We start from the raw sequence: 25,548 nt of genomic DNA, 5'->3' as shown, positions 1-25,548 counted from the left end.
ATCATAATTGGCACTGGCTTTACAAGCACCCTGTTGAGTTCTCAAAGAACAACCACACACCGACCAGAAGCCCCACACTCAGTGGAACCCCAACCGGGGCTTTTCGTACCGCGTCCCCGCCGCTCTCGCGCCGGGCACTTTTACTACGTTACCTCACCGTCTTCGCCGTGTCAAACCGTGTGTCCCGGTCTGTCATGCTTCGTACGGATCAGCGCCGGCGCACTCACGCAGCAGCAAACCGCTGCGTCAGGTCGTCGGATTCGACAGGCCGGCCGCTGCGGTCTCCCACAGTCTCGCCCGGTTCCCTGCCAGTCGTGAACCTTACCCGGTCGGCTTCGCCGCACCAAATCCGCCTCGCGGCCAATCCGGCAAGCCCCGCCCGGTCCGCGTCCTGCAGGAGCGAACCCCTGCTTGACCCGGTTGCCATCCCGTTTCGGTGCTCCAGGACCTTCGTCCCGTTTGCCCCGTTCCGCGCTGGCAGAGAGAAAGTTACGCGTCTGCGGGTTTGATCGTCAAATCCACGGGTAGCGGCGCGCGTCACATTCGCCCGTCCGAACGGTTTCCCCAGGTCAGGCCTGTCCGGCAACAACCGGGCTCGGTCTGGCCCACCCGGCAGCACCGGATCGGCGGCTGACAGCGGTTCGGGCGCCGACCGGTCTGATCCCCAGGAGCGGCGGCAATCAGGACGGCTGCCGCCGCCGGGCGGCGAGCCAGGCCCGGACGCCGAGGACGCCGGCGGTGGTGCCGATTGCCAGCGACGCGGCGATCAGCAGCGCGTGCACCCACAGGAAGCTGGTGGCTGCGCCATCGGCCACCGTGCCGGACGCCCAGGACCGCGGGTCCTGCCAGATGGCCACCGCGAACCTCGGCCAGATCACCCAGGTCCAGACGCCGACTCCGACCAGGAAGAGACTCCACCCTCGCGACAGCACCATGGCAGCCGAGTATGCCAGCGCACCTGTTCAGCGGGCCGGCGACGCGGACCCGAACGCCCTGCCACACCTGGGCAGCAGCACCGCCGTACGGAGCGCAGCTGTTTCCGGCGTCAGCAGGATGGGCACTGCGAAGGGGGACAGCTGAGGACCGCCCCTTGGAGGTGCCCCATGCAACCCTCGATTTTCAACCCCTGGGCCTGGCGTGATCCGTCCGCCTTGGCCGGCGGGTTTTCCCAGACCACCCCCTCGGTCACCCCTCCGGAGGGTCAGGAAGGTGGGCACGACGGCCCGGATGCCCCCGGGCCGGGCACCCCCGTCGACCTGGTGGGATATCAGGTACAGGCGAGCGATGGGCGCATCGGCACCATCGACGAGACGAGCGACGAGGCCGACGCTGGGCACCTGGTGGTGGACACCGGGCCGTGGATCTTCGGCCAGAAGGTGCTGCTGCCGGCCGGAACGGTCGACCGCGTGGATCACCAGGAACGCGTCGTGTACGTCGACCGGACCCGTCAGCAGATCAAGGACGCGCCACCGTTCGATCCGGACTCGGCCGACCAGGAGTACCGGGAGCGCGTCGGCGCCTACTACGCCGACAGCTACCTCCCCCCTCCCGGTGCCATCCCGCGGGTAATCTGAGGCCGTGGTCCGGACGGGCAACTGCGCATCCGAGGCGGTCGACCTGGTCGACGGCCGCTTCCTCGGTGCCGTGCCCGGGATCCCGACCAGCTCCGGCGATGGCCGTGAGCAACTTCTGAACGTCCTCCGTGCCGGTGGTCTGCGGTTTCGCGCCGGCGCGCGATGGCGGGCGACTCGCTGAGTCGATCCCGCTGACCGAGCAGGGCTGAGCCAGCCCTGCTCGGCGCGCGCCCACGCGTGACCCACCTTCGGATACGAGAGGCACCACCATGTCCGTCGCACGAATGCTCACCGGCGACCGGCCCACCGGCCGCCTGCACCTCGGCCACTACGTCGGCAGCATCGCCAACCGGGTACGGCTGCACCGGCGCTACGAGAGCTTCTTCATCATCGCCGACCTGCACATGCTCACCACCCGCAACCGCCGGGAGGACATCGACCAGGTCTCCGGCAACGCCCGCGAGATGGTGACCGACATCCTCGCCGCCGGCGTCGACCCGGACCGGGCCACGTTCTACCTCCAGTCGGCCCTCCCCGAGGTCGGCGACCTCAACACTCTCCTCCAGAACCTGGTGACCGTCCCTCGGCTGGAACGCGTGCCCTCGCTCAAGGACATGGCCCGCGACGCCGGCAAGGAGGAGATGCCGTACGGGCTGCTGGGTTATCCGGTGCTCCAGGCCGCGGACATCCTCTGCGTGAAGGGGGAGGTGGTTCCGGTCGGCCGGGACAACGCCGCACACGTCGAGGTGACCAGGGAGACCGCCCGGCGGTTCAACCACCTGTACGGCCCGGTCTTCCCGGTGCCCGAGTTGATCCCGGCGGACACACCGAGCCTGGTGGGGATCGACGGCGCCGCCAAGATGAGCAAGAGCCGGGGCAACGCGATCGCGCTCTCTGACGACGCGGCGACGGTGCGTCGCAAGGTGCTCGGCATGTACACCGACCCGAACCGGGTGCGGGCCGACGTGCCGGGCACGGTGGAAGGCAACCCGGTCTTCGCGTACCACGAGGTCTTCAACCCGGACCGCGACGAGGTGACCGACCTGGCCCGGCGATACCGGGCCGGGCGGGTGGGTGACGTGGAGGTCAAGGAACGACTGATCGTCGCGCTGGAGGGGTTCCTGGCGCCGATCCGGCAGCGCCGGGCCGAGATCGAAGCCGACCGGGGCCTGGTCGACCGACTGATCGTCGAGGGCACGGAGCGGACCCGCCAGGAGGTACGCCAGACGGTGCTCGAGGTGCGCCGGGCGATGGGGCTGACCGGCGCGTACCAGCAGGTGCGGCGGCGGGCTGAGCGGAGCCGCCGCCGGACGGACGCCTCGACCTGAAGGCCGGGGCGTCCGTCCGGCGGCGTGACGCCGGGTCCGCTGCGACACCGTCGAGGTCTCAGCGGATCCGGACGTCCGCCAGGTCCAGGGTGATCGGCGTCCAGGAGAGATCCGGGGTCCGGTCCTCCTGGCGGATGTGGATCCGGCGTCGCGTGGGCACGACCAGCCCGTCGACCTCGGTGTCTCCGCTGACGTAGTGCGCGACCGGGGAGGAGCCGTTGACCACCGGCTGGTAGTCCATGCGCCGTAGCAGCCCGCCGTCGTCGAAGTAGTACAGCTGGGTGTCGGTGTGGGTGTGCACGCTCTCGGGGAACGTGACGCGCAGTACGCGCCACGACTCGCCGTCCTCCGTCCACGGCTCGACCTCGTGCGCCTCGACGCCCGGCCAGGTGAACAGGAACGGTTCGACGAGGTAGTGCCAGGTGGCGTAGCCACGGAAGTAGGCCGCCTGGGCGAGCGTCCACTGGCTCTCCTGGGTGTAGCCGGCAAAGCTGGCCCGGGGGTTCGCCAGCTCGTCGATCAGGCTGCCGTCGGCCGCGGTGACGGTGACCCGGTCGGTGTCGCGGTCGTACTCGGTGACCTGGCCGGTGCCCTCCTGGACGTGGCGGATCCGTTCCCGGTGCAGGTCGGCCTCGACCAGTTCGGTGCTGTCGAAGTCGGGTCGGCCCTTGAACGCCCAGAACGGGCCGCCGTAGGTGAGCCGAGTGGTGAGGGTCGACGCGGTGTTCCAGCGATCGAGGCCGCCGTGACGCTCGATCACCTTGGCGAGCAGTGCATCCATTACTTACTCCTAAGCTAGGACTAGATGGTCCGACATTAGCACTGGTCGGTGGACGCCGACTACGATGGCGATGTGACTCAGCGGACTTACCAGGACGCCTGCGGGGCGGCGCGCACGATGGACATCGTCGGCGAGCGCTGGGCTCTGTTGATCGTCCGAGAGCTGGTGTTCGGTCCGAAGCGTTTCGGCGATCTGCGGGCCGGCCTGCCGAAGGCCAGCCAGAACGTGCTCAGCCAGCGACTGCGGGAGCTGGAGCAGTCCGGCATCGTCCGGCGGGTGCATCTCGGGCCGCCGGCCAGCGTGCACGCGTACGAGCTGACCGAACGCGGTCAGCAACTGGAGCCGACACTGATCGAGCTGTCGCGGTGGGGCGCCGGCCTGCCCGCGGAGCCGGACGTCGAGATGAGCACTGACGCGTTCATGCTGTTGCTCAAGGCCCTCTACCGGCCACCGACCAGCGCGCCGGTGACCGCTCGACTCCGGTTGCAGGTGGGCACCGACGCCTTCGAGGTGGGGGTGTCTCCGAATGAAATCAGCGTGGTCCGTGGCCGGTCAGGCGAGGTCGACGTCACGGTCACCGGCACGGTCAGAGCAATGCGGGACCTGATGTTCGGCGGCACACCGCTGCGGTCCGCGGTCTCGACGGGCGAGATCGAGGTGCACGGCGACATCGGAGCGGCCGAGCGGTTCTTCCTGCTCTTCGGAGCGACGCCGGGCGAGTAGACCGGATGAACCGTCGACCCCTAGGGCGCAGAATGCGAGGGTGAGGAGGATTCTCGACATTCGTCCGGTGCCGGCGGGGCTGACGCACCGGACCACGATGTTCGAGATTTTCTTCGATCTGGTCTTCGTCTTCGCGCTCACCCGGGTCATCACGTTCATGGCGGGGTCGGCCAGCGCGCTCACCCTGGCTCAGGGACTCCTCCTGCTGCTCCTGCTGCTGTACTCCTGGTCGCCGTACATCTGGGTGGGAAACCTGGTCCGGCCGGACGTCGGCCCGGTCCGCGCGGTCACCCTGGTCGCGATGGCGGCGATCTTCGTGGCCGCGCTGGTGTTGCCGGACGCCTGGCAGCAGAGCCCGAAACTGTTCGACGCGCCGTTGACTCTCGCCCTGGCCTATGTGGTCGGCCGGGCCGTGCAGCTGGTGATCCTCTTCTGGGCGAGCGCGACGAACCCGCCACTGCGCTCGACGCTGCGGTTCTTCACCGTGCCGGTGGTGCTGGGCTGGGTCCCGCTGATCATCGGTGCCCTGCTCGGCGGTGCGGCCCAGACGGCGCTCTGGACGGTCGCGTTTCTGCTGAACATCGGCGGCGCCCGAATCGCGTCCACCTTCCGGCCGTGGCAACTGCGCAGCGTGGACCACTTCAGCGAGCGGTTCGGCCTGGTGCTCATCATCGCGCTGGGTGAGTCCCTGATCTCTGCCGGCGCAGGTCCGAGGGCGATGGCACCGGTCGGCTCCGCCCTACTGGCCGCACTGCTCGGCCTTACCTGCACGGTGTGCCTGTGGTGGCTCTACTTCGATCGGCTGGCGGCCGCCGCCCGGGAGGCGATCAGCAATGTGCCGGGTGAGCGACGGGCCAGCGTTGCCGGCGACGCGTACGGCCTCGGGCACTCCGCGTTGATCATCGGCGCCATCTACGTCGCGCTCGGCATCGAGGAGGTGATCGCCCAGCTCACCGAGGAGTCGGCGCACCCCGGCCGGTTGGGCTGGGAGGCCGCGGTCGCGCTGTACGGCGGTGCCGCCCTCTACCTGCTCAGCAGGTTGGTCTTCCGCCGGCTGACCGTTGGCGCGGTGTACCCGACGCAGGTCATCGCCGCGCTGCTGCCGCTGGCCCTGCTGCCGATCGGCCGATCCCTGCCGGCACTGGCCGCGCTCACCCTGCTGACCGCTCTCCTGATCGGGGTGACCTGGTTCGAGCGACGGCTGGACCGACGCGACGAACGACCCGCGTTGGCACAGCCGGACCTGTCCTGAGCAGCGCCGCGCCTTCGGTGCAGCCCGACCAGAAAGATCTGCCGCGCCGTGTCGATATTCCCGGCCCGCGTTCGTCGTCATGCTGTACGGCGACCCGCCGCACCGAGAGGAGCCGAAACGTGAAGTACATGCTGCTGTTCATGAGCCCCATGGTTGACGGGGAGGTCGTCGACAACGGGTGCAGCTTCGAGGACTGGATCCGCTACGACCGGGAGATGAAGGACGCCGGGGTCTGGGTCTCCGGGCACCCCTTGCAGGACCTGACCACCTGCACCACGGTGCAGGTCGGGCCGGACGGCGAGCGCACGATCACCGACGGGCCGTTCGCCGAGACCCGCGAGCTGCTCGGCGGGTACGACGTCATCGACGTGCCGGACCTCGACGCCGCGCTGGACTGGGCGGCCCGCAGCCCCGGAGCCATCGGCACCGGATCGGTCCAGGTCCGTCCGATCTTCGAGATCGACGTGCAGGTCTGACCATGCGGGGTGAGGGGGCAGCCGTCGGGTCGTCGGTGGAGGCGGTGTTCCGCGAGGAACGCGGCCGGCTGCTCGCCTCGCTGGTGCGCCGCTTCGGCGACCTCGACCTGGCCGAGGAGGTCACTTCCGAGGCCATCGAGGCGGCGCTGACGCACTGGCCGACCGACGGCGTTCCGAGCCGGCCGGGCGCCTGGCTGCTCACCACGGCTCGGCGTCGGGCCGTGGACCGGCTGCGTCGGGACCGGGTGCTGGCGACCCGGCTCGCCGTACTGCAAGCGGAGGCCGACCGGGCCGACCACGCGCCGCCCGCCGACGCGGACCGCGACCTGCCCGACGACCGGTTGGCGCTCTTCTTCACCTGTGCGCACCCGGCGCTGGCCGCGCAGGATCGTGGCGCGCTCACCCTGCGGTTCCTGGCCGGCCTCACGACCACCGAGGTCGCACGGGCCTTCCTGGTGCCGCCCGCCACCATGGCCCAACGAATCGTCCGCGCCAAACGCAAGATCCGCGACGCACGCATCCCGTTCCGGGTGCCGGGACCCGACGAGCTGCCCGGTCGTCTGCCCACTGTGCTCCAGGCCGTCTACTCGGTCTTCACCGAGGGATACGCAGCCAGCTCCGGCCCGGATCTGCAACGGATCGACCTGGCCGAGGAGGCCATCCGGCTGGGCCGGATCCTGCGTCGGCTGCTGCCGGCCGAGCGGGAGGTCGCCGGGCTGCTCGGCCTGATGCTGCTGGTCCACGCCCGACGGGACGCGCGTACCGGGCCGGGCGGCGCCATGATCCTTCTTGAAGACCAGGACCGTGGACGCTGGGACCGTCCCATGATCGAGGAGGGGCGCGGCCTGGTGGTGGTCGCGCTGACCGGCCGAGCGCCCGGCCCGTACGGCGTGCAGGCCGCGATCGCCGCGCTGCACGACGAGGCCGCCGACGTGGCCAGCACCGACTGGCCGCAGGTGGTGGCCCTCTACGACGTGCTGCTCGGCCTGGTGCCCTCACCGATCGTGGCGCTCAACCGGGCCGCCGCGGTCGCCATGCGGGACGGGCCGGCGGCGGGGCTCGCGCTGCTCGACGATTTGGCCGACGAGCCTCGGCTGCGCGGCCACCACCCCTATCCGGCGGCGCGGGCCGACCTGCTGCGCCGGCTCGGCCGGTACGACGAGGCCGCAGCCGCGTACCGCAGCGCGTTGACGCTGGTCGGCACCGAACCGGAGCGCGCGTACCTGCTCAGCCAGCTGGGAGCCGTCACGACCGAGTGAGCTGTACCCTTCCCGGGTGAGTCTGCCTCTGCCTCCCGGGCCGTTCGCCGCGTACCTGTTCGACTGCGACGGCACCATCGTCGACTCGATGCCGCTGCACTACCTGGCCTGGCAGCGGGCCCTTGAGGAGTGGGGATGCGAGTTCCCCGAGGACCTCTTCTACGCCTGGGGTGGGCGGCCCACCGCCGACATCATCGTCGCGCTGAACGAGCAGCAGGGTCTGGCCATGCCGGTGGCGGCCGTCGTCGAGCGCCGGGAGAGCTACTACCAGGAGTTGCTACCGCAGCTCGCCGCCGTGCCCGAGGTGCTGGCGCACATCCACGACGCGCACCGGCGGGTCCCGTTCGCCGTCGTCTCCGGCAGCACCCGCGCGTCGGTCACCGCCTCCCTGGAGGCGCTCGGCCTGTTGGACCGGTTCGACGTGCTGGTCTGCGCCGACGACTACACCCGGGCCAAGCCCGACCCGGAGGCGTTCCTGCTCGCGGCGGAGCAGCTCGGCGTACCCCCGGAGTCCTGCCTGGTCTTCGAGGACACCGACCTGGGCATCCAGGCCGCGACGGCGGCCGGCATGGCTTCGGTACGCGTGCCGCAACAGCGCACGCCCTGACGTCTCAGGCGACTGTCAGCAGGAGCTTGCCGGCGTAGGACGCCTGTAGGCGCTGGTGCGCGTCCCGCACCTTGCCCAGCGGGAACTTCTCCGCGACGTGCACCACGAACGGCCCGGCCTCGATGAGTTCGTTGAGGCGCTGCAACTGTCGAGGGCTCGATTCGCCGTCGTACGCGCGGACCATGACGCCCGGCCGTTCCTGCGGCTCCGGCCGCACCCCGTGGGCGAACGCGACCACCCCGCCGTCGGTTAGCGCCTCGGTGAGCCGGTCCAACGTCGCGCCACCGGCCATCGCCAGGATGGCGTTCACCCCGCCCGGCGCCGCGTCCCGGATCCGGGCCAGCACGTCGGCCATGTCGCCGTGGCCGTCGAGGGACACGTCGGCGCCGAGCCGGGTCACCAGCGCGACGCCGTCCGCCCCGGACGCCACGGCGATCACGTTCAGCCCCTGCCGCTTCGCCAACTGCACGGCCAGGTGGCCCTGACCGCCGCTCGCACCGAAGATCAGCAACCAGGCGCCAGCCGACAGGCTGATCGTGTCGAGCCCGGCCAGCGCGGTCAGCGCGTCGGTGGGCATGGCACCGGCGTGCTCGGCGGGCACACCGTCGGGCACCTTCGCGGTGTACTCCGCCTTGACCGACGCGTACTCGGCGTAGAAGCCGCCCTTCGGCCGCGTGGTGGCGGAGACGTAGACCAGGTCGCCCACCGCCAGGCTGGTCACCTTGCTGCCGGCCGCGATGACGGTTCCGGCGCCGTCGGAGCCGGGCACGATCGGGAGCGCCGAGCCCTCCGGCACCAGCACACCCTCGCGCTCGTACGCGTCCCACACCCCGACACCGGCGCTCAGGACCTTGATCAGCACCTCGTCGTCGGCGACCTGCGGGATCGGCAGCTTCCGCAGGGTGATCACCTCCGGTCCGCCGAACTCGTCGAAGGCCGCGGCCTGCATCCGCTCTGGCACATCCCCGTCAACCATGTGGATTCCCTCTCCGTGCCGGCGTCACCGTCGCAGCATGCCGGCTCGGGAACGGGCGCGGCCCGGAGCCGAGGGTCGTTCACCCACAAGGGCGAACGCCCGCGCTCGGTGTGCCTCGCCGGGCGTAGCCGGGGCGGGCACGGGAATGTCCGCGTACCGCGCCGGGCGCGAGGGCGGGCGCGTTCGACGTGGTGGACCGGGCGCGTCGCGCTGGCCCCAGGGACCGACGGAAGGGGCATCGTGCACGCTCCGTCGACGCGGGCCACGGCCTGGCTCCTGGTGGCACTGGCCACGGCCTCCGGCTGCCTCGACGTGATCTGTCTGATCAAGCTCAACGGCTACTTCGCCAGCGTGATCACCGGCAACCTGGTGCACTTCGGCCACGCGCTCGCCACTGCCGACACCCGCTCGCTCGCCGGGGCGGTGGTGGCGGTCGGCGGGTACGCGGTGGGCGTGGCCGCTGCCACGGTGCCGTTGCGCCACACCCCGCCGGGTTGGAACCGCCGTACCGCTGTGGTGACGTCGGCCGAGGCGGTGCTGCTGCTCGGCTTCACGGTGGGCTGGATGGCCTGCTCGGCACGTCCCGGGTACGGCTTCGGGCTCGTGCTGCTGGCGATGGCGGCCGTGTCGAGCGGCATCCAGAGCGTGATCACCGTGGCCGCCGGGGTACGGGGTGCGTCGACCACCTACCTGACCGGCTCGCTGACCGAGTTGGTCCGGCGTCGCGTCGTCGACCCGCACCGCTTCGCCGACGTGGGTGGTGTCGGCCGGCTGGCGGGGCTGGTGGTCGGCGCCGTGCTCGGCACTGTGGTGCTGCGTACGGCCCCGGCCTGGGCATCCGTGCCGGCGGCGGTGCTGGTGGTCGCCGTGATCGCGTTCGCGATCGGCCTGACCCAGCGGGCGAGAACCGCCGCCGGCCGAAGCCAGCCGAGTTGACTGGAGCCGCGATCAGGAGGTCTGTGGCTCCGGGCCACGAAGCGCCTGCTCGACGGCGTCGCGTACGCGGGCCTCCTCGCGTGCCTTGCTCCGCGCCCGGTTGCGGCGTCGGTAGAGGAACGCCCCGACGAGCACGGCGATCAGCACGACGAGCACCAGCACCAGCATCCAGGGCAGGGCCCAGCCGTGCGCGGTGACCTGGACCGGCTTGAGCGAGGTGGTGGAGCCGGAGGCATCGGTGAGCAGGGGTGTCACTGTCGCGGTCGCGGCCAGCGAGATGGCGGGAGCCACCCCGTGTACGGACACCGTCACGTCCCAGCTCTCACCCGGAAGCAGCTCCGGCGGCGCGGCGACATCCTCGGCCCGCACCCGCAGCAGGCCGAACGGGCCCGAGACGGTGACCGCCTGCTTACCGGACAGGGCCGCGTTGCCGACGTTGTGGACCTTGTAGGAGATGGTTGCGTCACCCTTGCTGAACGGGTTGGTCGGTCCGGCGTACGTGACGTGCAGGTTCTCGATCGCGAGGTTCGGCTTCAGCTCGCCGCCCACCCGCAACTTGATCCGGATACCGAGGCGCCGGTCGACGTTGATCCCCTCAGCCTGATTGGCCTGGGTCAGCGTGGTGAGGATGCCACCGACGTAGTCCCCTGGCGTGGCGTTCTCCGGAACGCTGACCTTGAAGGGAACCTGGGCGGTCTTTCCGGGCTGGATCACGACGCTGCCGGCGTTCGGCTTCACCCAGGCGCCGATCGCGATCGACGTCTTGTCCTTGGTGAGCAGGTCGAGCTGGCCGGCGTCGGTGGTGAAGCCGTCGGCGGCGTACACGGAGAGGGTCAGCGGTGCCGGGCCGCGGTTGGCCACGACCATGGCGTCCTCGACGGCACCGCCCGGATTGACGTTGTAGCTGTAGCTGGACCGGGCCTCGCCGTAGCCGTTGGAGGCCGTCCGGACCGTCCAGGCGACGTTACCGTCCGCCGCCAGGGCGGGACCGGCACCGACACCGACGGCCGCGACGACGGCGAGCAGGGACAGTGCGGTCGTACGGAGGCGTGCGGCGGTCGTGGTCTTCCAGCGAGTTACGGACGGTTGCATCTCAAGTCCTTGTGGTGATCTTGGTAGTGGGTGAACCGGTGGCGGGGTAGGCCCCGAAGGTGCCTACCCCGCCGGATGGAACAGCCCGGTCAGCTGCTCAGTGCGGTGATCGTGAGGGTGGTGCGGTAGCTGCCCTTCGCGATGCTGTCCGGGATCTTCAGGTCCAGGTCAGCGCCGAGCTTGGCGCCACCACGCGGGTGACCCTGCGCGGCCGCGGCGAGCCCGCTGGAGACCGAGAGGCCCTTGCCCTGGTCGTCGAGGGACGACAGGACCGGGGCACCGGCTTCGGCGCCCGCGCCGGCGTCGAGCACGTACGGGTTCCAACCGAGGTAGGAGCCGGAGAACTTCTTGTCGGCGTCGGAGAAGTCGCCGACGTTGGCCGAGATCGACCACGGGGCGAGCGACCGGCGGCTGTCCGACACGAGGATCGGGTTGATCTTGCCGTTGGCCTGGAAGTAGGTGCCGTTGCGCTCCTGCGCGGTACCCAGGTCGACCAGACCGTTGTAGCCGTCGATCGTCCAGCCGAACTCGCCCGGAGCCGGGTTCGGCACGTTGACCTGGATGGCCTGGCCGTCACCGTGGAACGGGTGCACTGTCACGTTGTCGACGATCGAGCCGACCGGCTGACCGTCCGGCGTGTTGACGCAGGAGAGGCCCTTCTCGACGGCCGCGTTCGGCGCCGCGCAGGTGCCGCTGCGAACGTTCGCGAGAACCAGCTTGTCGCCGCGAACCTGCACCTTGACGTAGCTGCGCACGTGCTCCTGGTTCTGCACGGAGTTGTACCAGTACTTGTTCGGGTCCAGCGGGTCCGGGCCGTTGCCACGGATGCCGGTGCCGGTGGCGTCCGGCTTCTTGATGTCGTAGTACTTCGAGCCGGAGGCCGAGTTGGCCGTCACGTAGATGACGCCGCCCGGGCCGGGGAACACGTCGGCAGCACCCGGCTTCTCAGCCGGGTTCTCCTTCTGGCCGTTCTTGATGGAGTAGCTGCGGGTGTAGCTGTGGTCGTGGCCCTGCAGGACCATGTCGACGCCGAGGTTGGAGAACGCGGTGGTGAAGTCTTCCCGCCGCTGCTTGTTGTCGGTGTCGGTCGCGTGGCTGGCCGGCGAGTAGATGGAGTGGTGGTAGACCAGCACCTTCCACTTGGCCTCGGAGCCGTGCTTGTTGATGACGTCGGTGACGTACGCGACGTGCGCCGCGTCGCCGCCGGCGGAGCCGTCCGCCGGGTTGGCGTAGCTGTTGCTGTTCAGGTCGATGAACAGCACATCCTTGTGGATGAACCAGTAGTCGCCGCCGGACCGGGTCGCCTGGTCCCCGTTGTAGTACGCAGACGAGCGGTCGGTGTTCGGGGTGAAGTGGTGCTGCTCGTAGGACTTCCCGCCGACGTCGTGGTTACCGATGGTGGCGACGAGGGGGATCTGACGCAGCTGCTCGGGGGCCAGGAACGAGGTCCACTGACCCTCGTCGTTGGCGCTCTCGACGTGGTCGCCGGCGGAGACCAGCAGCTCGGCGTTCGGGTTGGCCGCGGTGGCGACCTTCAGGGTGTCCTCCCAGCCGGCCTGGTCCTTCAGCCGGTCACCGGAGGAGCCGATCTGCGGGTCGCCGAAGAACAGGAAGTCGTAGTCGCCCTCGAAGTCCTGCGTCTTGAAGGCGTACGCCGGGGACCAGCTGCCCTCGGCGCCGACCCGGTACGAGTACGCCGTCTTCTCACGCAGGTTGCTGATCGTGGCGTGCCGGTTGAAGCCGGTGGTGGAGGTGTTCGCCGCACCAACGGCGTCGAAGCTGACCGCGCCGGCCGGGAACTCGCCGTTGACGATCTCGGCGGTCGGGGCGAGCTGGATCTTCTGCGCGGTGTCGGCGGAGGAGTACCAGCTCACGATGCGCTGGGTCTCGTTGGCGCCGACGCCGAGGACCACACCGGTGATCGTGGTGGATTCGGCCGCGCTCGCGGTGGCCATCAGGCCACTGCCGAGGGCCGCGCCCAGACCGAGGAACCCGGCTGCGACCCCGGCGACCAGGCGCCGCCGCACGAGCGCGGAGGCCCGTGTCGAGGTGCTCAATGTCATCGACATTGTTCCCTTTTCAAATAGAGAAATGGATTGTGCCTTCACCCGACGCTGGGGAAGCAATTCCACGCTTTCGCCGCCCGATGAACCGGTCATGAACGTGATCTTGCGAAAGACTGCACTTCACGAACTACTTAGCCCTACTCATGAACCAGAAATGCGCTGCACAAACCAGATCAACCCCATAATGGACACGGCTGCGGAAACAGCCCCGGTCGCCCAGAGGCCGGCTTTCGGCGCACGACGGCGCAGCACGAACAGCAGCGGGAAGACGGCAGCGATAATCGTCAACTGAACGACCTCGATGCCGACGTTGAACACCAGCAGCGACCACAGCAGGGTCCACGACCACGCCTCGTCGATACCCAGCGCGCCCGCGAAGCCGAGGCCGTGCACAAGGCCGAAGCAGAACACCACGCCGAGGCGGATCCAGCCGGCCCGATCCAGGCTGAAGTGGCCGCGCCCGGCCGTCTCCAGGTCGGCCGCGTGCTCACCACGCCGCCAGATCCCCCACAGGTGCCAACCGGCGACGACGGCGATCGACAACGCGATGATCGGCTCCACGATCACCCCCGGCACCTCGACCAGGCCGAGCGCGGCGAGCATGAACGTCACCGAGTGCGCGAGGGTGAAGCTGGTGGCCGCGAGCACGATCTCCCGAAGCCGCCGAGACCCGGCGATGAGCGCCAGCAGGAACAGGATGTGGTCGATCCCGGTCAACAGATGCTCGGCGCCCAGGAGGAAGAACTCGCCGAACCGCTCGTACCACGCCTGCGCGGTCGAGAAGGACGGGTTGGCGGCGTCGAGCGCCGCGCTGCCCGAACGGCCGTCGATCTCGTAGGTGACGATCGTCTTCGTACCCTTGACGTAACCCTCACCATCAGGGAAGAGGCCGCTGCGCACCACGTGCTCGTCGACCCGCTCCGGGCAGGTCCAGTCGAGCAGCAGGTCCGCGTACGGCACACCCTCGCGCTCGCCGATCGTCGCGTCACCCACCTGGGTCGGCCGGCAGGCCGCACCCCGGGAACCCACCGAGAACCGGTCGGAGACGTACCCGAGAACCGCCGACGCGTGACCCTTCAGGGCGGCGGCCTGGGCGGCGGTGTCGCCCGCCTCGAACGCGGCGGTTCCCGCCTGGAAGAGCGGGTCGTCGTCGCCGGCATCCGCGGCGGACACGACGAGGAGGTCGTATTCGAGCTCCACCTCGGTTCGAATGTGACCCTCATCTCCCGCTGCAATTTTCGCGTACACGGTCGACGAGAAGCCGTGCGCGGACGCCGGTTCGGCTCCCAGAAACGGAACCACCGCTGCGGCGAACCCGACAGCGGCGACGATAACGGTACGGCGGATACGGCCTGACATTCGGCTCCCTCGGTTGGCCAGTGCACGTTGCATGCCGTGGGTGAACACCAACCCGCGCACCGACGAACCGCCGGAGAACAACTTCCCCGAACGACCACCCACCGATCACCGGTGACCGGAATTGAGATAGGAATACGAAGAAGTACGCGCACTTTCCGCCACCACCCGGAGGACGATCACCTTGCGCCCCCCGCTTCGGGCCGTTGCCATGCTGGCCGCGACCGCCGCGCTGGTCACCGCCTGCAACTCCAGCGACGACTGGTCCGAGCCACGTCCGGCGCCCAGCGCCATCGGCACTCTCGGCCCCGGGTTCGTCGACCCCTCCACGAAGCCCGCGCCGGAGGCGACCATCACCCCGCAGCCCGGCTCGTGGGCCGGCGTCCACCCGCCGAAGGACTACCGGGTCGTTCTGTTGTCCAGCGGTGCGGACAACCCGACCAAGGCCCTCGTGACGGCGGTGAAGGAGTGGGCCGACGACGAGCACGTCGACCTGAGGACGATCGTCGTCGGCAATGCGCACGACACCGTTCCCAGCATCGCCAAGGCGATGGAGATGGGCCCGGACCTCATCGTCAGCGCGGGCAACGACCTCATCGACGGGCTCGCGCTGGTCACCCCGAACCACCTGGACGAGAAGTTCCTCGTGGTCGGTGCGGAACTCGCCGAGCCCACCCACAACGTCACCGCTGTCGACTGGGACGGCGCGTCGTTCCGTGGCGAGGGGCTCGGGATGTCCTCGACGTACGACCCGAACTCGTTCACCGCGGACCGGTGCGCGGCGGCCATCCGGGCGGGCGTGGCCGCCGTCCTCAACGACCTGACCGGGCTCGTGGTCTGGCTCTGACGCTCGGGCTCCCCCGCGCAGCCGCGCGACCCGGCGCGGAGGCTGTGCACCTCCGCACCGGGCCCGCGGGTCACCCGGCGGAACAGGTGGGAGTCATCCCCGCACCGGTGCCGCTGCCCTGGTAACCGAACTCGGTCGACTGCCCGGCCGCGATGGCGCCGTTGTAGGCGACATTGGTGAACTGAACGGTCCCGGTGCTGCCGCTCCGGTTGGCGCTCCAGATGCTGGTGATGCTGGCACCCGACGGCAGAGTCATGGTGACCGTCCAACCGTTGACCGGCGCGGTGCCAGCGCTCACCCGCACCGTGGCGACGAAACCGCCCGTCCACTGGTTGACCGACACCGTCGCCGCGCAGCCACCACCGGTCGGAGGCGGCGTGGTCGGCGGCGGCGTGGTCGGCGGCGGCGTGGTCGGCGGCGGCGTGGTCGGCGGCGGCGTGGTCGGCGGCGGCGTGGTCGGCGGCGGCGTGGTCGGGCCGTCAGCCAGGACCGGGGTCGGCCAGTCCCGCCAGTCGGCCAACCGGCCGAGCGCCCTGCTGGAAATCCGGATCACGCCCGGCTCGTTGCCCGTCTTCAGCAGGAACTTGCGGATGTTGTTCTGCAACGGGGTACGCCACTCGGGGCGGTTGGCGCAGTGGCTGCCGTCCTGCACGTCGGACCAGTAGGTGATGTTGTCGCCGGCGCCGAGTGCCTTGTAGACCTCGGCGCCACCCAGGGCCGCGACGCTCGCCGACCGGGGGCCGAGGTTGGCGATGTGCGGGTTGTCCATGATGAACAGTCCGCGCGGTGCCACCATGGCGACCATCTCGTGGGTGTCCACCGGGAGCCGGTTCGGGCTGCCGGTGAAGGACCCGAACGCGTCACCCAGCCAGGGTTGCTCCCCGTACGCGCTGCTCAGGCTCTGCGCGCCCTCACCCGGGATGCCCCGGAAGATGGGGACGCCCGCGCTGCCCGACTCGATCGGCATGGTCAGGGCGATGCGCTGGTCGAACACACCGATCGCGAAGGCGCCCTTGCCGTAACGGGAGCAACCCGTGACGCCCATCGCGTCCGCCTTGAGGATCCTGCCGTCGGACTGCTCGATGACGTCGATGATCCGGCTGACGCCCCAGCTCCAGGCGGCGAGCAGCCCGGTGCTGCTCGATGAGCCGTAGATGCTGTAGAAGGCGCCCTGCTTGTTGTTCCGGGGAGTGCCCTCGCGGCCGACTGCCAATGGGTCGTAACTGATCACGGCAGCGCCGGCGGCCTTGATGGTGGCCGTGTCCGCGCCGAACCCGCCGACCACCACGACGGCCGGGAAGGGACCGGTGCCGCTGGGCAGCTCGACCCGCGCCGAGAAGGTGGAACTCCTGCCGTTGTGTGCCACGTTGACGGTGATGCTGCTGTTGGACACCGTCCCCGTGACCGTCGCGGGCTTGGCAGGCTTTTCGCCGAAGACGAACTTCTCGGCAAGCTCCTTGATCTCCGCCCGCCGGCAGCGCCAGTCGGACCTGGCGGTGATGGTCGTCCCGTTCAGTTTCTTGAAGGGATCGGGAAGCTTGGCGTTGGTCGGCAGCGAGCCCAGGTCAGGCAGACCGGGCACGGCGCAGTCGACGCCCTCGTCCTCCACTGCCGCGGCCAGCGTGCCTACGGCGGCTTGAGCGTTCGTCGTACGTGTCACTACCGATACCGATCCGGCGACCGTGAGCGCTGCCAGCGCCAGCACTACGACCGAGAATCGGGTCCTGGAACGGCCCGAGGGGATGGTCACTATAGGTCTCCTTCCGAGGTGGTGGTTACAGGAAGGGACGAAGCGAGATCGATGATCACGATTGCCAGCCACGTCAAGCCTGAGCCTGCCCATCGCAGGGTGTCAATGTTTTACCGAAAGTTTCGGCCCCACTTGGCGAAACCTTTCGACGCCGGCGTCCGGCTCGACGACCGGCATCACGTCCGCGCCGAGCACCCCCGGCACGATCGTGGCCCGCCGTCGCGGCCGCTCACCTCGGCCCGCGGTCCAGGAACTCGTACGTGGTGGTCAGGCCCTCGGGCAGGTCGGGGACCAGGGCGTTGGTGCCGTCCACCACCTGGACGTAGCGCTTGCCCTGGAAGATCGAGTAGCTGCCGTCAGGCACCTGATCGATCCGGAAGAGCTGCGTCGAGGCGGCGGCAGCACACGCCCGGCCGCGTACGCTGCCCGGCGCGGCGTCGTGCACGACGGTCATGCAGATCGCGTCGGCACCGGACGCCAGGAGGATCCGGTACCTGTCGCCCTCGGGGCGCAGCACCCACAGCGCCCGATCGTCGATGCCCTGCTCGGTGGTGGCCCGCACCTGATCGCCGTCGCGGTCGATCGCCAGAGTGGCCCCGCGCATGCCGGGCAGCACGATCTGGACCTGCCGCCGGCCGCCGAGGAGCTCCTGCGGTCCCGCCGAGGCGGTCGCGGACGGGACCACTGGCGGTGCGACCGGGGTGGCCGGACCGACACCGGGCGCCTCGACGTTGTTCCGCACCTGCACCAGGACGGTGCCAGCGGCGAGGGCCACCACGGCCAGCCCCGTTGCGCCGACGGCGGCCCGACGCCGCCGACGCCGGTCGCTGCGGTGCCGCAACGTCTCTGCCCCCGGCAGGATGGTGACTCGCCGGACCTCGTCCACGATCGCGGTGAGATCGTCGCGCGGATCAGCCATGGGAGGTCTCCTCCTGGTGCGCATCGGTCAGCAACCCGGCCATCGCTCTCCGACCACGGGCGAGGTACGTCTTCACGGTTCCGACGGGGGCCTGCATCTCGGCTGCCACCTCCGCGACGCTGAGGTCGTTGAGATGGTGCAGCACGACCGCCCGCCGCTCGTTGGCGCTCAACCGTTGCAGCGCCTGCAACAGCGCGACGTGGTCCTCGTTCAGCCCGGGCACACCCTGATCGACGGCAGCCCGACGGTGTGCGCGTACCCGGTTGAACGCCTTGCGCCAGCTGCTCACCGCGATCCGGGAGGCCACCCGGCGGACCCACGCCTCCGGACTGTCCGTCTCCCGCACCGTCGCCCATCGTTGCCAGGCCCGCATGAACGCCTCGGCGACGGCGTCCTCCGCCTCGGCGCGGTTGCCGGTGAGCGCGTACACGTGACCCACGACCCGACCCGCACAGGCCGCGTAGAGGGCGTCGAACTCTTCGGCGTCACGCATCCGACCGGTGCCCTCCCATGCCTCGTCCCCTGGTCACCGCCGCATGGAACTCGCCAGGGTGGACCGGTCACGTCGGCGCGGGGCGCGATTGTGGCCTCCGTCACACCGCAGTGATCAACCTAACGACCTGGTCAGGCGTCATCGTGCCGACCCGGGAGATGCCCGTGGCGGAGAGGACGATGTGCGACGACGGCAACGACGCGCCCTGACAGCCGGCGTACTCGCGACCGCGCTGGTGGCGGCGGGCCTGACCGCCCAACCGGCGAATGCGCAGGAGAAGCCGACGGCCACGGCCCCCGGCACCTTCACCCTGATCACCGGGGACCGGGTGTCGCTGGACGCGGCGGGTCGCCCGCAGATCCAGCGCGGGCCGGGTCGGGCCGCCATGCGGTTCGTGAGCAGTCGAGAAGACGGTCACCAGTACGTCATCCCGGTGGACGCGATGCCGCTGGTGCGGGACGGGCGGCTGGACCGACGCCTGTTCGACCTCACCACGCTCGGCGAGTTCGGCTACGACGACCGGGCAGCCGAATTACCGCTGCTGGTCGCGTACCCCGAGAACATGGCGGCGCGGGCACGGACCGCGACCACCGGGGGTGCCGGTCGGGTGCGGGCCGACCTCCCGGCCGCGCACGCGCTCGCGGTCCGGGCGGACCGGGACGACCGGGTGACGCTCTGGGCGTCGCTCACCCGCGGTACGCCGTCCGCGCGCACTCTCACCGCCGGGGTCACCCACATCTGGCTGGACGGCAAGCGCACGGTCTCCCTCGATCGCAGCGTGCCGCAGATCGGTGCCCCGGCGGCGTGGCAGGCCGGTTTCGACGGCACCGGCGTCACCGTCGGCGTGCTGGACACCGGGATCGACGCCGGCCACCCCGACTTCGCCGGCCACCTCACCGAGGTCCGGGACTTCACCGGCGGCAACGACCCGAGCGACTCGGTCGGCCACGGCACCCACGTGGCATCGACGATCGTCGGTAGCGGCGCCGCCTCCGGCGGCAGGTATCGCGGGGTCGCGCCGGGGGCGAAGCTGCTCGTCGGCAAGGTCTGCGCCACCACCGAATGCCAGGACTCGGACATCATCACCGGCATGCAGTGGCTCGCGCCGCAGACCCGGGTGGTCAACCTGAGCGTGGGCGGCGACGACGCACTCGGCCTCGACCCGCTCGAGACCGCGGTCCAGGAGCTGAGTCACCAGTACGGCACCCTCTTCGTGGTCGCGGCCGGCAACGAGGGGAAGCCGAAGTCGGTCTCGTCGCCAGCCTCCGCCGACGACGCTCTCGCCGTCGCCGCCGTGGACGCCGACGACCAGCGGGCCTACTTCTCCAGCCGGGGTCCGCGCGTCGGCGACAACCACATCAAGCCTGAGATCAGCGCGCCGGGCGTCGACATCGTGGCCGCCGCTCCCGGCGGCGACTACGCCACCATGTCGGGTACGTCGATGGCGACCCCGCACGTGGCCGGGACCGCCGCGATTCTCGCCGGCCAGCACCCGGACTGGACCGGCCCGCAACTCAAGGCCGCCCTGATGGACTCGGCCAAGCCGACCGGCCAGGACACCATCTACGAGCAGGGCGCCGGCCGGGTGGACATCGCCCGCGCTGTCGCCCAGCCGGTCGCCACCGACATCGCCGCCATCGACTTTCCGGTGCAGCGCTGGCCGCACGCCGACGACAGCCCGATCACCCAGGTCGTCGGCTACCGCAACACGGGCACCGCGCCGGTCACAGTGACACTGGCCATCGCTCCGGCCCCGGCGGGCATGCTCACCGTCAGCCCGGCCACGCTGGTGGTGCCGGCCGGTGGCCGCGCCGAGGCGACGATCACTGTGGACACCCGGGTGGACGCCCCGGACGGCGTCTACCAGGGCGCGCTGACCGCGACCGGCGCCGGCGACCTGCGGGTACGGACGCCCTTCGTGTTGAACCGTGAGATCGAGAGCTACGACGTACGGCTCAACCACACCGGACGCGACGGCGAGCCGGCCACCGAGTACACGACAGTGGCGGCGAACCTGGCCACCGGCGAGTTCAGCACCCTCCCCGCGACACCGGGCGGCGGCGTCCTGCGGCTGCCCAAGGGTCGGTACGCGTTGTACAGCACCATCAACGAGGGTGCCGTGTCGACCCTGCTCGCGCAGCCGGTCCTGGACGTACGCGGCCCGGTCACCGAGGCGGTCGACGCCCGCACCGCCAAGCCTGTCGCGTTGACAGTGCCGCAGCACGACGCCGCGCCAATCTCGATCAACGTGAGCGCCAACTGGGACGACGGCCTGCGCTACCCGGGCGTCCAGCTCAGCGGAGTGTCCTTCACTGACGTCTTCTTCGGCCGACTCGGACCCGCCGTCGCGGCGCCCGAGTTCACCGCGACGCTGGGCGTCGGGCTCGCCCGGCCGGGCAGGGACGGCACCTTCCGGAACAGCCCCTACACCTACGACCTGGCGTACGTCGGCAAGGGCGACATGTTCACCGGCCTGACCAGGAAGCTGTCGTCGAAGAACCTCGCCACGGTCACGACGACCTACCGCAGCCAGTCCACGACGGCGACGGCCACCCGGTTCCACCGCGCGTCCGCGCCCGGAGGCGCGGGCCCGATCGGGTCGCGCACGCCTGTCGACCTGCCGTTCAAGGGCACCGAGTACTACAACACCGACGGCGGCATCGTCTGGACCTCCACGTTCGTCGAGGGGGACAACCTCACGACGCAGGACTCGACCTTCAGGTCGGGGCGTACGTACACCCAGACCTGGAACGCCGCGCCCTTCGGACCCACCGTGACCCAGGCGCCGACCCTGTCACCCCTGGGGTACGTGGGCCGCGACGGCGACACCATCTCGATCGCGTCGGTGCCCCTGTTCGGCGACGCGACCGGCCGCCCCGCCAGCCGCGACGACCAGCCGGTGCGGTTCCGGCTGCTGCGCGACGGTAAGGAGATCGGCACCTCGGACAGCCCGTGGGCCGAGTTCGCGGTGCCTGCCGGGAAGGCCACCTACCGGCTGGAGGCGACCGCCACCCGAGGCGCACCGGACACCCTGTCGACGTCGGTCTCGGTGGCCTGGACCTTCACCTCGGCGCACACCACGTCGCCGGAGCGGTTGCCTCTGACCACGGCTCGCCCGACGCCCATGCTCGACGACACCAACACGGCACGGGCCGGCCGGATCATGACGATCCCGGTGGCGCTGGACCGGCAGGCCGGCTCGAAGGCCGCGCCCAACCGGACGCTCGCCGTGTCCGCGTCGTTCGACGACGGCCGGACCTGGGTCGCCTCGCCGGTGATCCGAAACGTCGCGCTGATCAGTCATCCACGACGGGCCGGATTCGTCTCGCTGCGACTGACCGCCACCGACACCGCCGGCAACACGGTCACGCAGACGATCCAGCGGGCCTATCGGATCGCGTGACGCATGCCCGGTTCGGGGCGGCTGCTGGAGCCGCCGCCCCGGACCGGACCTCGGCGTCTCGGCGCCTCGGTGTCTCGGTGTCTCGGCGCCTCAGGCGGTGAAGGCCCCGTCGATGGCGATGGACGCGCCGCTGATGAAGGTGGCCTCGTCGCCGAGCAGGAACGCGGTGAGCGCGGCGACCTCGTCGGAGGTGCCGGCTCGTCCGGTCGGCTGCGCCGACAGGTAGCGCTCCGCGATCTCCGGGGCCTGGCTGACCACGCCCTGCCAGAGTGGGGTGTCGATCAGGCCGGTGACCAGGGCATTGACCCGCACACCGGTGCGCGCCACGTCCAGTGCCGCCGAGCGCGTCAGACCGATGACCCCGTGCTTCGCCGCGTTGTAGGCGGCCTGGGTCCCGTCGCCCTTCACGCCGGAGACCGAGGCGTTGTTGACGATCGCGCCACCGCCGGAGGCGATGATCGCCGGGAGTTCGTACTTGAGGCCGTAGAAGACGCTCGTCAGGTTGAGGGCGAGCGACCGGTGCCAGTTGTCGCTGTCGGTCTCGCGCACGCTGGCCATCGGGCCACCGCCGGCGTTGTTGAACGCGCCGTCCAGCCGCCCGTACTCCGTCACCGCGGCGTCGACGAGCCGCGCCATGTCCTCCTCGACCGTCACGTCGGTGGGCACGAAGAGGGCGCTGCCGCCCGCGTTCCTGATCTGCGCGGCGACCTCCTCGCCCCGGGCCTTGTCCCGGGCACCGATGACGACGCGGGCCCCTTCCGTGGCCGCCCGCTGGGCGAACGCCAGGCCCATGCCCTGCGTACCGCCGGTCACGACCAGCACCTTTGCTTCCAACCGTCCAGACATCTCGTCTCACATCCACTTCGACTGGTGAGCCGCCACGGGGCCCGCAGGGCTCTTCGTGAGACGGAACGCTAGCCTTTTCTGGAACGTTCGACAAAGTAACGACACTCACAGGTGGCGCTTCCGCAGGTTGCGACACCTCCTCGGCAGGCGGGCTTCAGCGAGCCGATCCTCTAATTTCGGCCCTAAATCACCCACAGCGGCGCTGTAACCGGCGGCGCATTCTTTGGTGATCGTTCCATAAAACAATTACCTTCTGATCGCGCTGCTCTCCCGGCCCCTCACCCAGCCGAGGGAACGCGATGGCCGTGCCGCAGGCCATCGGTGCTGGCCATGGCGAACGCCGGTGCACCGAAGCACGTCCCGACCCCGACGAACGCCCTCGGGACGTCACCCCGGTGCCCGGGCACTGATCGCTGTCGCGCCTGTCGATCCGACGCGGTGACCGAGGACACGGTGCACCGACTCCGCTGAGAGGGTGGAATCAGGGGTGTGAGCAGAGAAGGCACCGGCGGGTGACGTCGTGAGGTCCACTCTTTCGAGCCGCGATGCGGCTTCGTCCAGCGCTGGCACGACGCCCTCGGCGAACGAACCTCTTCGGGTGACGCCCGCCCATCGGCAGCGCTGGGCGGTGCAGATCATGGCTGTCGCGCCCGACGACCAGGTGCTGGAAATCGGCTGCGGTCGGGGAACTGCCGTCTCCCTGGTCGCCGACCAACTCACCACCGGTCGGATCGTCGCCGTCGACCGGGCCGCGACGATGGTGCGGCTCGCGACCGAACGGAACCTGAGCCACATCGACGCCGGTAGAGCCGAGATCCGGCGAGCAGGGTTCGAGTCGGCCGACCTTCCGACCGGCCATTTCACCAAGATCTTCGCGGTGAACGTCAGCCTCTTCTGGTTGGGCGATGCGGCGCAGCAGATCGCTCGGATACGCAGCCTGCTGGCGCCGGGAGGGCGGCTCTACGTCTTCGGCGAGCGACCCACCGAAGCCAACGCCACCGCGAACCTCACCGCGACCGACCTACTGCTCGAAACCCACGGTTTCGCCACGACCACATCGAGCGCCACCCGTGGTCAGGGCCGGGTGCTGACCTGTGTCACCGGTACCCCGATCCAGTGAGCCTGGGCCTGGGCCTGTCGCAGCGTTGACATGAGCCGGGCGGGCTCGGCGTGACGCCGAGCCCGCCCGTTCCGGGTCAGTCGAGCTTGATCAAATCGGGTCAGCGCTGCAGGGTCAGCAGACCCGGCCGGTACGGCAGCAGGCCGTAGTCGACGCCGTCGGAGCTCGGGGAACGACCCTGGTAGAGCAGTTGCAGGTTGCAGGCGTCCACGGTCATCGTCTGGTCGGCGTTGGTGCGCAGCAGCTCACCGTGGCTGATGTCGTTGGTCCAGGTCGCGCCGCTGTTGACCTTGCCCGCGAACGGGTTGCTCTGGGACGCGGCCTGCGGCGTCCACGAACCGTTCAGGCTGGTCGCCGTGAACGAACGGAAGTAGCGGCCCGTCGAACCGATCGCCTCGACGATCATGAGGTACTTGTTCAGACCCTGCAGCTTGTAGACCTGCGGGGCCTCGAACAGGTTGTTGGTGGTGTCGCTCATGATGGTCGTGTAGCTGCTGCCGAAGTTGCCCGGGAAGTTCCCGATCGGCATGCTGGCCCGGTAGATCTTGCCGTTGTCACCGGCGAAGAACAGGTACATGTTCGTACCGTCACCGATGAGAGCCTGATCGATCGGACCGGTACCGGAGCCGGTGATGCTTCCGGTGAACAGCGTCTGCGGCGACGACCAGCCGTTCGGGTTGGTCGGGTTGGTCGAGGTCCGGTAGGAGAACGCCGGTCCACCCCACTGGTAGGCGAGCACCCAGATGTTCTTCGGCGCGAAGTAGAACAGCGACGGCGCGACGGTGCCGGAGGTCATCGCGTTCTGGCTGGCCGAACCCATCTGCGAGTAGTTCGAGAAGAGGCCGAAGTTCATCGAACCCCAGCTGGACCCGAAGTCGTGCGTGGTGGCGTAGACCAGTTGCTGGCCGTTGTAGGGGGCGACGGTGAAGTCCTTCAGCGACACCCAGCCCGACCTCGGGTTCGCCAACACCCCGGTGGAGGACCACCGGTACGTCGAAGGGAGGTCGCAGGTGCCGCCCGGCGGCGGAGTCGTCGGCGGCGGCGTGGTGGGGTCGGTACCACCGCCGACGCGGACGAACTGCCACTGCTGGTTCGTGCCGTTCCAGTCGTCGTACTGCACGATGTTGCCGCCGTCGGCGGTCGAGGCGCCCTGCACCTCCATCACCTTGTTGCTGTTCCGGTTGATCAACCGGACGTAGCCGCTGTCCGAGTCGGCCAGCCGGAACTGCTGGTTGGTGCCGTTGAGGTCACTCCACTGCACGATGCTGCCACCGTTGGCGGTCGAGAAGCCCGAGACGTCCAGCACCTTGCCGGACAGCCGCGACTTCACCCGGTAGTAGCCACCACCCGAGTCGACGAACTGCCACTGCTGCTGGTTGCCGTTGTTGCGGGCCCACTGGGTGATCCGGGCACCGTCATTCGTGGCCAGGTTGTAGACGTCCAGGGCCTTGCCGCTGTTGCGATTGACCAACACGTACCACGCGTTCGTGTCGACCGACGCCGCAGCGGCGGGAGACGACACCACCGCTACGGCAGCACCACCGACCATCAACGCCGCCGCGCTGGCGGCGAGGATGCGGGGCAACCACCAACGCCGCCGCGACGGCGTTGCGATCGACGGAGACCTATCGAGGGCAGACATGATCCTCCTCCAGTGACCAAGAGCCGAACGGCCTGCCCGAGAATGGGCGTGCCGCGACGCGTGGCCGAGCGCGCAGGCGTCAGAGAGTTAGCGTTAACAAGA

22 protein-coding genes are annotated in these 25,548 nt (G+C 69.9%); 11 read left to right on the top strand and 11 right to left on the bottom strand.

From position 1 onward, the window contains the following. Window positions 1-680: 680 nt before the first annotated feature. On the bottom strand, window positions 681-935 hold the full coding sequence (locus ACIA47_RS11425; protein WP_091397045.1) for an SCO4848 family membrane protein: 255 nt from the start codon (window positions 933-935) through the stop codon (window positions 681-683). A 168-nt stretch (window positions 936-1,103) separates the two neighbouring features. Between ACIA47_RS11425 and ACIA47_RS11420 the strand changes: the two genes are divergently transcribed. Continuing rightward, window positions 1,104-1,574: a PRC-barrel domain-containing protein gene (locus ACIA47_RS11420; RefSeq protein ID WP_396707314.1), complete on the top strand. Its 471-nt coding sequence runs from the start codon at window positions 1,104-1,106 to the stop codon at window positions 1,572-1,574. A 269-nt stretch (window positions 1,575-1,843) separates the two neighbouring features. After that, complete coding sequence (gene trpS, locus ACIA47_RS11415; RefSeq protein WP_396707312.1) at window positions 1,844-2,902, top strand: tryptophan--tRNA ligase; 1,059 nt, start codon at window positions 1,844-1,846, stop codon at window positions 2,900-2,902. A gap of 58 nt (window positions 2,903-2,960) precedes the next feature. Here trpS and ACIA47_RS11410 read toward each other — a convergent pair whose 3' ends face one another. Continuing rightward, the gene (locus tag ACIA47_RS11410; protein WP_396707310.1) at window positions 2,961-3,683 is read right to left on the bottom strand and encodes a hypothetical protein; all 723 of its coding nucleotides are present in this window, start codon (window positions 3,681-3,683) and stop codon (window positions 2,961-2,963) included. A gap of 72 nt (window positions 3,684-3,755) precedes the next feature. Here ACIA47_RS11410 and ACIA47_RS11405 point away from each other — a divergent pair, with 72 nt between their 5' ends. The 5 genes from ACIA47_RS11405 (at window position 3,756) to ACIA47_RS11385 (ending at window position 8,000) form a co-directional block, all read left to right on the top strand. Next, window positions 3,756-4,406: a winged helix-turn-helix transcriptional regulator gene (locus ACIA47_RS11405; protein WP_396707308.1), complete on the top strand. Its 651-nt coding sequence runs from the start codon at window positions 3,756-3,758 to the stop codon at window positions 4,404-4,406. Between the two features lie 40 nt (window positions 4,407-4,446). Further along, complete coding sequence (locus tag ACIA47_RS11400) at window positions 4,447-5,658, top strand: low temperature requirement protein A (RefSeq protein ID WP_396707306.1); 1,212 nt, start codon at window positions 4,447-4,449, stop codon at window positions 5,656-5,658. 128 nt (window positions 5,659-5,786) lie between these two features. After that, window positions 5,787-6,134, top strand: coding sequence for a YciI family protein (locus tag ACIA47_RS11395; protein WP_203120704.1), 348 nt, complete (start codon window positions 5,787-5,789; stop codon window positions 6,132-6,134). Window positions 6,135-6,136: 2 nt separating this feature from the next. Beyond that, window positions 6,137-7,393 carry an RNA polymerase sigma factor gene (locus tag ACIA47_RS11390; RefSeq protein WP_396707304.1) on the top strand — a complete coding sequence of 419 codons (1,257 nt, stop codon included), beginning with the start codon at window positions 6,137-6,139 and terminating at the stop codon, window positions 7,391-7,393. Between the two features lie 16 nt (window positions 7,394-7,409). Next, window positions 7,410-8,000, top strand: coding sequence for an HAD family phosphatase (locus ACIA47_RS11385; protein ID WP_112585927.1), 591 nt, complete (start codon window positions 7,410-7,412; stop codon window positions 7,998-8,000). A gap of 4 nt (window positions 8,001-8,004) precedes the next feature. On the opposite strand, the gene ACIA47_RS11380 is transcribed toward ACIA47_RS11385, so the two are convergent. After that, window positions 8,005-8,976 (bottom strand): zinc-binding alcohol dehydrogenase family protein, encoded by a 972-nt coding sequence (locus ACIA47_RS11380; RefSeq protein ID WP_396707302.1) that lies wholly within the window; start codon window positions 8,974-8,976, stop codon window positions 8,005-8,007. A 240-nt stretch (window positions 8,977-9,216) separates the two neighbouring features. On the opposite strand from ACIA47_RS11380, the gene ACIA47_RS11375 reads away from it, so the two are divergent. After that, window positions 9,217-9,912 carry a YoaK family protein gene (locus ACIA47_RS11375; protein ID WP_396707300.1) on the top strand — a complete coding sequence of 232 codons (696 nt, stop codon included), beginning with the start codon at window positions 9,217-9,219 and terminating at the stop codon, window positions 9,910-9,912. Window positions 9,913-9,924: 12 nt separating this feature from the next. Here the strand turns inward: ACIA47_RS11375 and ACIA47_RS11370 are convergent, their stop codons facing one another. From ACIA47_RS11370 to ACIA47_RS11360, 3 genes are all read right to left on the bottom strand, one after another. Beyond that, the gene (locus ACIA47_RS11370; protein WP_203120688.1) at window positions 9,925-11,004 is read right to left on the bottom strand and encodes a WxL protein peptidoglycan domain-containing protein; all 1,080 of its coding nucleotides are present in this window, start codon (window positions 11,002-11,004) and stop codon (window positions 9,925-9,927) included. Between the two features lie 89 nt (window positions 11,005-11,093). Beyond that, window positions 11,094-13,067 carry a metallophosphoesterase family protein gene (locus ACIA47_RS11365; RefSeq protein ID WP_203120689.1) on the bottom strand — a complete coding sequence of 658 codons (1,974 nt, stop codon included), beginning with the start codon at window positions 13,065-13,067 and terminating at the stop codon, window positions 11,094-11,096. A 144-nt stretch (window positions 13,068-13,211) separates the two neighbouring features. Then, entirely contained in the window at window positions 13,212-14,270 is a 1,059-nt protein-coding gene (locus ACIA47_RS11360) for a HupE/UreJ family protein (RefSeq protein ID WP_396707297.1), read from the bottom strand. A gap of 340 nt (window positions 14,271-14,610) precedes the next feature. Here ACIA47_RS11360 and ACIA47_RS11355 point away from each other — a divergent pair, with 340 nt between their 5' ends. Further along, the gene (locus ACIA47_RS11355) at window positions 14,611-15,273 is read left to right on the top strand and encodes a hypothetical protein (RefSeq protein ID WP_396707295.1); all 663 of its coding nucleotides are present in this window, start codon (window positions 14,611-14,613) and stop codon (window positions 15,271-15,273) included. A gap of 70 nt (window positions 15,274-15,343) precedes the next feature. On the opposite strand, the gene ACIA47_RS11350 is transcribed toward ACIA47_RS11355, so the two are convergent. From ACIA47_RS11350 to ACIA47_RS11340, 3 genes are all read right to left on the bottom strand, one after another. Continuing rightward, complete coding sequence (locus ACIA47_RS11350) at window positions 15,344-16,933, bottom strand: cellulose binding domain-containing protein (RefSeq protein ID WP_396707293.1); 1,590 nt, start codon at window positions 16,931-16,933, stop codon at window positions 15,344-15,346. Window positions 16,934-17,252: 319 nt separating this feature from the next. Beyond that, the gene (locus ACIA47_RS11345; protein ID WP_396707291.1) at window positions 17,253-17,942 is read right to left on the bottom strand and encodes a hypothetical protein; all 690 of its coding nucleotides are present in this window, start codon (window positions 17,940-17,942) and stop codon (window positions 17,253-17,255) included. Beyond that, on the bottom strand, window positions 17,935-18,435 hold the full coding sequence (locus ACIA47_RS11340; RefSeq protein ID WP_091396991.1) for a sigma-70 family RNA polymerase sigma factor: 501 nt from the start codon (window positions 18,433-18,435) through the stop codon (window positions 17,935-17,937). The genes ACIA47_RS11345 and ACIA47_RS11340 overlap by 8 nt, the downstream gene beginning before the upstream one ends. A 181-nt stretch (window positions 18,436-18,616) precedes the next feature. Between ACIA47_RS11340 and ACIA47_RS11335 the strand changes: the two genes are divergently transcribed. Continuing rightward, window positions 18,617-21,838 (top strand): S8 family peptidase, encoded by a 3,222-nt coding sequence (locus tag ACIA47_RS11335; protein ID WP_396707288.1) that lies wholly within the window; start codon window positions 18,617-18,619, stop codon window positions 21,836-21,838. Window positions 21,839-21,928: 90 nt separating this feature from the next. Here ACIA47_RS11335 and ACIA47_RS11330 read toward each other — a convergent pair whose 3' ends face one another. After that, window positions 21,929-22,651 carry an SDR family NAD(P)-dependent oxidoreductase gene (locus tag ACIA47_RS11330; RefSeq protein ID WP_396707286.1) on the bottom strand — a complete coding sequence of 241 codons (723 nt, stop codon included), beginning with the start codon at window positions 22,649-22,651 and terminating at the stop codon, window positions 21,929-21,931. A 631-nt stretch (window positions 22,652-23,282) separates the two neighbouring features. On the opposite strand from ACIA47_RS11330, the gene ACIA47_RS11325 reads away from it, so the two are divergent. Continuing rightward, the gene (locus tag ACIA47_RS11325; protein WP_396707284.1) at window positions 23,283-23,804 is read left to right on the top strand and encodes a class I SAM-dependent methyltransferase; all 522 of its coding nucleotides are present in this window, start codon (window positions 23,283-23,285) and stop codon (window positions 23,802-23,804) included. Window positions 23,805-23,904: 100 nt separating this feature from the next. On the opposite strand, the gene ACIA47_RS11320 is transcribed toward ACIA47_RS11325, so the two are convergent. Beyond that, on the bottom strand, window positions 23,905-25,446 hold the full coding sequence (locus ACIA47_RS11320; RefSeq protein WP_203120696.1) for a non-reducing end alpha-L-arabinofuranosidase family hydrolase: 1,542 nt from the start codon (window positions 25,444-25,446) through the stop codon (window positions 23,905-23,907). Window positions 25,447-25,548: the final 102 nt, after the last annotated feature.

It is taken from the genome of Micromonospora sp. NPDC051227 (genome assembly GCF_044455385.1).
Classification (GTDB): domain Bacteria; phylum Actinomycetota; class Actinomycetes; order Mycobacteriales; family Micromonosporaceae; genus Micromonospora.
Note: the sequence above shows the minus strand (reverse complement) of the source record. Positions and strands in the feature narration are given on the sequence as shown.